This window comes from Metabacillus arenae, assembly GCF_014773385.1.
Taxonomy (GTDB): domain Bacteria; phylum Bacillota; class Bacilli; order Bacillales; family Bacillaceae; genus Metabacillus_D; species Metabacillus_D arenae.
The window spans coordinates 1-7044 of the sequence record NZ_JACXAI010000072.1 but is presented as its reverse complement, the minus strand read 5'-3'; the positions used below and the strand labels follow the sequence as shown (position 1 = coordinate 7044).

The following is a 7044-nucleotide window of genomic DNA, read 5'->3' as shown; positions in this document are numbered from 1 at the left end:
CCTCTACAGCGGAAACGAAGACGATGTGACTGAACGGCTTGACAAAGGATTGCTTGACTTTGGTATTTTAATTCAACCAGCTGATTTATCAAAATATAATTATATCAATATCCCAGCCAAAGATGTTTGGGGCGTTATTATGAGGAAGGACAGTCCTCTTGCTTTCAAAGATACCATTCAAGCAGTGGATTTATTAAATGTTCCGCTAATCTGTTCACGACAGGCTATAAAACAGACATTTTCTAAAAATGAATTTGCGGATTGGTTTGGTGAAGATTTTGATAAATTAAACATTGTGACTACATACAATCTTGCATATAATGCTGCCATTATGGTTGAAGAGGGTGTTGGTTATGCAATAGCCCTTGATAAAATAGTAAATACGTCTAGTGATAGTAACCTTTGTTTTAGACCGATGGAGCCAAGACTTGAATCTGGCTTAAATATTGTTTGGAAAAAGCATCAGGTTTTTTCCGCTGCTGCAGATATGTTTTTAAAAGAAATTCAGGCGAAATTTTCAAATTCTTTATCAGATATATAGGATTTTCAGAACTTACACTCTAGAATAAGCACCATTGTTGCTTTGAAATAAAGTTCGATCAAAAAAAGATCCGACAATCCAGCTTTTTACGATAAATAAAAAGAATCCATTTTGAAAAAAGATTGATCAAAATGGATTCTTTCTCAGTAGATTTAAGACTGGTTTTTGAACGAAAAGCGCAAGGCGCTAGTCCTTCGGCGACAAGCATAAGACGAGCCAGCTGGAAGGTTGTTCTTTAACCTTCTAGACGGAGTAAAATACATATAAAACCTAACACTAATGTAAGTACACCTACGAATAAAATATATTCTGTACCAATTTGTGCGATAATGATTCCGGCTACACCAGCTCCGATGGTTGTACCTAAGTTAACGGAAGTTAAGAATAACCCATTCGCGAAATCTGGAGCTTTAGGAGCAGAAGACATAATTCAATATTGATTAATGTTTGAATACCTCCAAGTATCCCCTAAACTAAAATAATGATAGCCGACAGCGAAAAAGGACATCGCTATTTCAAGTGAAATCGTATTGGCAATGAAGCTTACAACAGGAACACCTAGAACCATACCTGCGGAAATCCCTATAAATACTTTAGAGATGGCTTTTGGTGCTTCCCTTTCACTAACAGAAGCAGCAGCTACTGATAAAGCAATAGAGACATATACAGGATGGAAGAAGGCTGGTATAACCATCAGCGTTTGGTAATGAATCAACAAGCGCTTTCAATCGATCTTCACGACGAGCCGCAATGACTATTTTTGCTCCTTCTTCTGCAAGTTTCTTAGTAGTTGCCTCACCAATCCCCACTTGATGCACCCATAAGGCATAAAAGCCGACAAAAAGCGGAAGATCAAGGAAGAAGCCAAAGAACACATCCGAAGAATAAAAGCTTCTCCCTCTGCCTTAAACGCGCTACTCTTCAACAGTTTTGTCTCGGGTATTCATCACTACTTCAAAAGGGCAACACACGTCAATCCAGAGTTCTCACGTCTTGCCTATGATCTGCAAGCCTTCATATATAATCGTCTCAAACAGGTCGGGAAATACGAACATCCTTCTAATCCACCACCAACGTATAAAAAGTTATATAGCTTGGGATTCAAAACGTTCAAAATTGCCAATGTTTATCTGTTTCCTATTCCTGATGTGAAAACGGTAAATACAATGAATTTTAGTCCAAAGCTTATACCTTATACAAAGGAAGGAAGAGAGCTAATACACAATAGTCTTCGTCCAGATATCCAACATGAGGTTGGCTTTCTGATGAAATCAACAATTCCGAATCGTAGTGTCGAGTATATGGATAATCGAATCAGTCGATACAGTATGAAAATGGGGGAATGTGAAATTACAGGCATAGATTTGTCTGCCCACGAAGCACACTGTCATCACTATATCCCGTTACACCTGGGAGGAACCGATAAATTTCATAATTTACGAATCCTCCACGAGGAGATACACAAACTTATCCATCATACGGACAAAGAGATGATTGACGTACTCATAAGTAGATTTGGTATGACTAAATCTATGATTGAAAAGGTCAACAAATACCGTGAAAAATGCGGATTAAAATTGATTGAACAATCCTAAATACGTGAGTAACGAGGAACTTATGATCTAGTACATATCGTTAGATGGAACGCGGAGTGCTGGGAAACTAGCATGCTTCGTGCAGAGCAGGGGGGAAAAGCCGGAGATAACATCAAACGCTTACCTATTGCTAACTTTAATTGAATAAAAGGAGAATACATATTCATGACTAATATGTATTCTCCTTTTTACAACAAACGTGCTCGATTCTTGAATATGCTATTACATAATTTATTTGTACTGCGCAGCAAATGACTTTGTTGGTATCAAGAAGAAGAAAAAAGTGCACAAACTTATTACTTCTTCATCACCATCTTGATCATCTGCTTGAAGTTTTTACAAATAATCTCACAAGGAGCTGCTAAAACCAATTTCGCACCTTAAAAACGAGTATTTTTATAGCGATTTCTCCAATCCCGCTAGAAGCTCCTGACGACTACTTTTTTATCTGCTTCAATAAATCCAAAGCAAGTGGCTGAGCTATCTTATGGTTAGCAAATGTTGGATACGAAGGACCTAATGGGAGATTTTCTAGGGATTAATCAATCCACTATATATTGCGTTCTCTGGTTACCATTTTGCCAACACAGTAATTTCTACATTCTCTTCTTACCATAAAGCAAGGGGCTGTTTCATGGTAGGTGTTGGATAGATTGAGTCTAATTGCTCCAAATCTTCCTGTGTTAATTGAATCTCAGCTGCCTTCACATTATTTATCACATGAGCGGGATTACCAGATTTTGGTATAGCAATTGTTTGGCCATTTCGGATACACCATGCTAATAAAATTTGAAAAATATCTGAATGATGTTTTTCAGCAATTTCCTTTAAAACTTTTTGTTTCGTTAGATTAGCATCACCCCGAGCAACTGGGGCATAGGCTATTAATGGCATTTCAAGTTTGTTCATCGTGGGTACTAGATCGAACTCAATCCCTCGATCTCCCAAATTATAACGGACTTGATTTGCTGCACATTTTATTCCATCAGGTAATTTCATTATTTTTTTTAAGTCATCAACATCTAAATTAGAAACACCCCATGACTTAATTTTCCCCTGACTTTTTACTTTCTCCAAGGCTTCAATCGTTTCTTCAATGGGAATATTCCCATGCCAATGGAGTAAGTATTGATTTAAATAATCGGTATTTAATCTTTTTAAGCTATTTTCTAAACTAATCGGTAATTGCTTTTTTGAGGCATTTGAAGGAAGAACTTTTGAAATGAGAAATAATTCTTCTCGGTTGTAAGGCTGAATAGCATGTGCAACTAATCTCTCTGCATTTCCATCACCATACATTTCAGCAGTATCAATAACTTGAACGCCATGATCAAGACCAACTCTTATTGCTTCTACTTCTTGTTCAAACTTATCTGCTTTGTCTCCCATATTGTAAGTGCCTAAGCCTACAGGAAAAACTTTCCTGCCTGCAATTTTTACTTTATTCAAATTTTTTCACTCCTCATCCTTTAAGATTTCATTTCTTCTATCAACTTCACCATAGCGTTCTTCATTTCTAACTGAGAAAGGAAAACACGGTTCCCATGCCCAGGGAGTATCCATTCGAACTTTTCCTCAGCTAACCTCTCCATAGATTCGGCTTGTGCTTTCCATGAAAACCAGCAGACATCCCTAAGTGCGGATAAACCATTTCGTTCATTATCCCAGGCTAAATGATCACCTGAAAACAGATATTTATTGCGATAAAGCAAAACCATATGTCCTTTTGTGTGACCAGGAACCATTATAAACTTATAATCCGGATGCCATTGTATTGAATGCATACCTTGTATTACATGTTCGGCATCAGGTTGAGACCCTTTTTCTAAGGCATGAATAAATCGCTCGGATTGAAATCTTTTAGCGTATTTGTTCGCATCGGCAACATCATCCTGACGAGTCAAGAATATATATTTAATTCCCCCCATTTCCTCGATCCTTTTAACCAACTGAGGTGACCAACGTGGAGAATCAATTAGCCAGTTCCCTTCTGGATGGAGAATCAAATAACTACTCGCCCCCCAAGAGTGTCGAGAAGTAAATCCACAATAAAAAATGTTATCGATAATAGGCAAAGGAAAGTCCTGTATAGCTGTGGAGAGTCCGTCCTTTTGTTCACTTCCAATTGCGCCAGTAGGACAGGAAATAAGAGCATAAAAAGCTTTAATAACTTCATGGTATTCATTCGGTTGATTTGTCACGGCTGATAAATTCGTAACTTCAGAAAAAGTATGAGGTGCAATTTGACGGCATTGATCGCAATTGATGCACGCTGAAGTAACATAGAAGTTTCTTGGTACATTGGTATTCAGTCGTTTCCCTTGATTCATTTTGCACGCCTTCATCTGAAAATAGTTATATTCATATACCATCGCATAGAAAAGCCCTAATACAGCATCACATGATGGATACTTACATCAATAGCTCACATCCATACCGCTCATTTACTGTATTCGCAGCTTGAAGGATGTTTTCTGGATTGTCTACATCCATCGCCACAAAAGAAACATCAAGATTTGACTCCTTAAGTTTTTACGCAACTTCATAACCCTTCTCTGGATTTCAACTTGCCAAAATTACCTTAAAACCATTCAAAGCCAATTATTTGACCAGTTCATTTTCAATTCCTCGATTCCCGCCGGTGACAAGTACAACTTTTTTATCCTTTGACAATTGAAAACCTCCATTTTATGGCTCCTAATCTTGGGCTAGAGCAGATTTAGAAAGTTGTTTTGTAGGGCTATACATATAGTTTCTTAGTAAAATAGTTATCAAGCTTAGTATCAATGATAGGATTCCCACCAATACAATATATTGTGTACCCATTTGTGCTATAAATAACCCTCCTGCAGCTGCACCCACTGTTGTTCCTACGTTACATGCTGATATAAATAATCCATTGGCGAAATCAGGAGCTTCTGGAGCTGAAGATGAAATCAAATATTGATTAATATTAGCCATGATTCCTCCAGCCAATATTCCCCAAAAGAATGTGATAATTATCATAGGTGCGACAAACTGTCCAGTGAAGAATAAAAGGATGTAAACGAAACTCAATAACAAAGGAAAAATAAAGATGGACTTAATAGGACTATTCGTGAGTGTCCTCCCTGCAACAATGTTTCCAATAATATTAGCTCCACCGAAAACGAATAACGTTAAACTGATAGTATTCGGAGATATTTGGGTAACAGTTCCCAAGTACTCAGAAATATAACTATACACCCCAAATACGGAAGCATTTAATAAAATGACAGCTACTATAGAAACCCACATAATGGATTTTTTTAATACAGCAAGTTGTTCCCGGTAAGATTGTCTTTCTTCAACAGGCATAGATGGTACAAAAATCAACGTAGCGACTAATACAAATGCAGTTACAATAGCAAAAAATGCCATCGCCACTTCATATGAAAAAGTATTATCTATAAAACTTGCGATCGGTATGCCGGCTACCATACCGGCAGATACTCCTATGAATACTTTTGAAACAGCTTTTGAGAGCTGCTTCAGGTTTTACTGAGGAAGCAGCTACGCTAAATGCCATGGAACAATAAACCGGATGGAAAAGACCTAGCACGATACGAATAATTAATAAAAGGGTAAAGTTCGTTACAAATACGGATGCAATGTTTCCCACAACGAACACACCTAATACAAGTAACATGACCTTCTTTCGATTGATCCCGGAAAAAAATAACGGCATTGTTGGTCCAGCTATAGCAATAGCAAGAGCAAAGAGACTCACCGCCAACCCTGCTTGTGATATGCTGACATTAAAGTGATCGGCTATGGAAGGCAATAACCCAATAACCCCCATCTCCGTATTTAGGATGCCGAAAACGCCTACTGTTAATATAAAAATCAACAACTTATTTTGTTTAACCAAAAAATCCCCTACCTTCAAATAAAGTTTGCTCCCTTTGCCATTTATTTTATCTACAACCTAGTCACATAACAAATACTTATATCTAATAAGAAGATATACATAATGAGCATATCTAAAATGTATTTTCGTTTTTTGGTCATGCGTACCGTGAAGGTAGCAAAAAGAACACCGGATTTAAGTCCGATGCTCTTAATTTCACATTTCTTATTAATTTTTTCATTATGGTAATTCGTTGCCTCTTGCTGTAACATAAAGGGAATACCATTCCTCGCGGGTCATTAATTCCGATTGGCGAATCGCATCATGGCTATTCTTAATTCGATCTAAATTTGTTGTCCCAATTACCGGCTGGATTCTTGCTGGATGCCGCATAAGCCAGCACAACACAATTGCTTCTCTTGTTGTTCCTTTTTCTTCAGCCATTTTTGCTACTAATTCCCGGGTCTTAATATCAGCAGAAAACCCCTACGGTCAATAAAAATTAGTAAATTATGACGCTTACAAAAAACGCATTCCTAACGTAAACTCTAAGGATGATTTAAAGAATGTTCAAATTTTTATTAGTCTAATGGTTTGGCTGGAACCATGAGAATTTCACTTATATTAACCGTGTCAGGTGTGCCAATAGAATAAGCTACAGCATCTGCTACATCTCCTGATTTCAAACCGATATCACTCTGAAGATTCTCGATAAATTTACGTCTTTCAGGATCGTTTATGGTGTTATGAAGCTCCGTATCTACCGTCCCTGGAGAAATAAGTGTACTGCGAATATGGTTTTTTCTTTCCTCCTGGCGCAGCGTTTCCATAATGGCACGACCAGCAAACTTTGTTCCGCTATACACTGCACCTTGTTGAAAAACAACATGGCCAGCCTCTGAGGCTGTTGTAACAATATGACCGGATTGTTGTTTTTGCATAACAGGTAACACCGCAGCGATTCCATTTAAAACACCCATGATATTGATGTCTAACATTTCGCGCCATTCATCAAAGCGAGCATCTGAAAGTGGTGAATG

The 7044-nt window shown here is 37.7% G+C and carries 5 protein-coding genes and 3 pseudogenes; 2 read left to right on the top strand and 6 right to left on the bottom strand.

Annotated elements, in window-relative coordinates; genetic code table 11:
- Positions 1-541 (top strand): LysR family transcriptional regulator substrate-binding protein (locus tag IC621_RS26110; RefSeq protein WP_191162941.1); only part of this gene is annotated, 541 nt, incomplete at its 5' end.
- A gap of 235 nt (positions 542-776) precedes the next feature.
- Here the strand turns inward: IC621_RS26110 and IC621_RS26105 are convergent.
- A pseudogene (locus IC621_RS26105) lies at positions 777-1232 on the bottom strand (hypothetical protein); the annotation flags it as partial.
- A 574-nt stretch (positions 1233-1806) separates the two neighbouring features.
- On the opposite strand from IC621_RS26105, the gene IC621_RS26795 reads away from it, so the two are divergent.
- Positions 1807-2136 carry an HNH endonuclease gene (locus IC621_RS26795; RefSeq protein ID WP_224752829.1) on the top strand — a complete coding sequence of 110 codons (330 nt, stop codon included), beginning with the start codon at positions 1807-1809 and terminating at the stop codon, positions 2134-2136.
- Positions 2137-2745: 609 nt separating this feature from the next.
- Here the strand turns inward: IC621_RS26795 and IC621_RS26090 are convergent.
- From IC621_RS26090 to IC621_RS26070, 5 genes and pseudogenes are all read right to left on the bottom strand, one after another.
- A complete protein-coding gene (locus tag IC621_RS26090; RefSeq protein WP_191162939.1) occupies positions 2746-3585 on the bottom strand; it encodes an aldo/keto reductase in 840 nt (279 codons plus the stop codon).
- 20 nt (positions 3586-3605) lie between these two features.
- A complete protein-coding gene (locus IC621_RS26085; protein ID WP_191162937.1) occupies positions 3606-4466 on the bottom strand; it encodes an MBL fold metallo-hydrolase in 861 nt (286 codons plus the stop codon).
- 367 nt (positions 4467-4833) lie between these two features.
- A pseudogene (locus tag IC621_RS26080) lies at positions 4834-6025 on the bottom strand (MFS transporter).
- A gap of 219 nt (positions 6026-6244) precedes the next feature.
- A pseudogene (locus IC621_RS26075) lies at positions 6245-6472 on the bottom strand (aldo/keto reductase); the annotation flags it as partial.
- Between the two features lie 113 nt (positions 6473-6585).
- Positions 6586-7044 (bottom strand): SDR family oxidoreductase (locus IC621_RS26070; RefSeq protein ID WP_191162933.1); only part of this gene is annotated, 459 nt, incomplete at its 5' end.

Coding starts and splice junctions, on each gene's coding strand:
- IC621_RS26795 (WP_224752829.1), top strand. CDS start 1,807: ATGAAATCAACAATTCCGAATCGTAGTGTCGAGTATATGGATAATCGA.
- IC621_RS26085 (WP_191162937.1), bottom strand. CDS start 4,466: ATGAATCAAGGGAAACGACTGAATACCAATGTACCAAGAAACTTCTAT.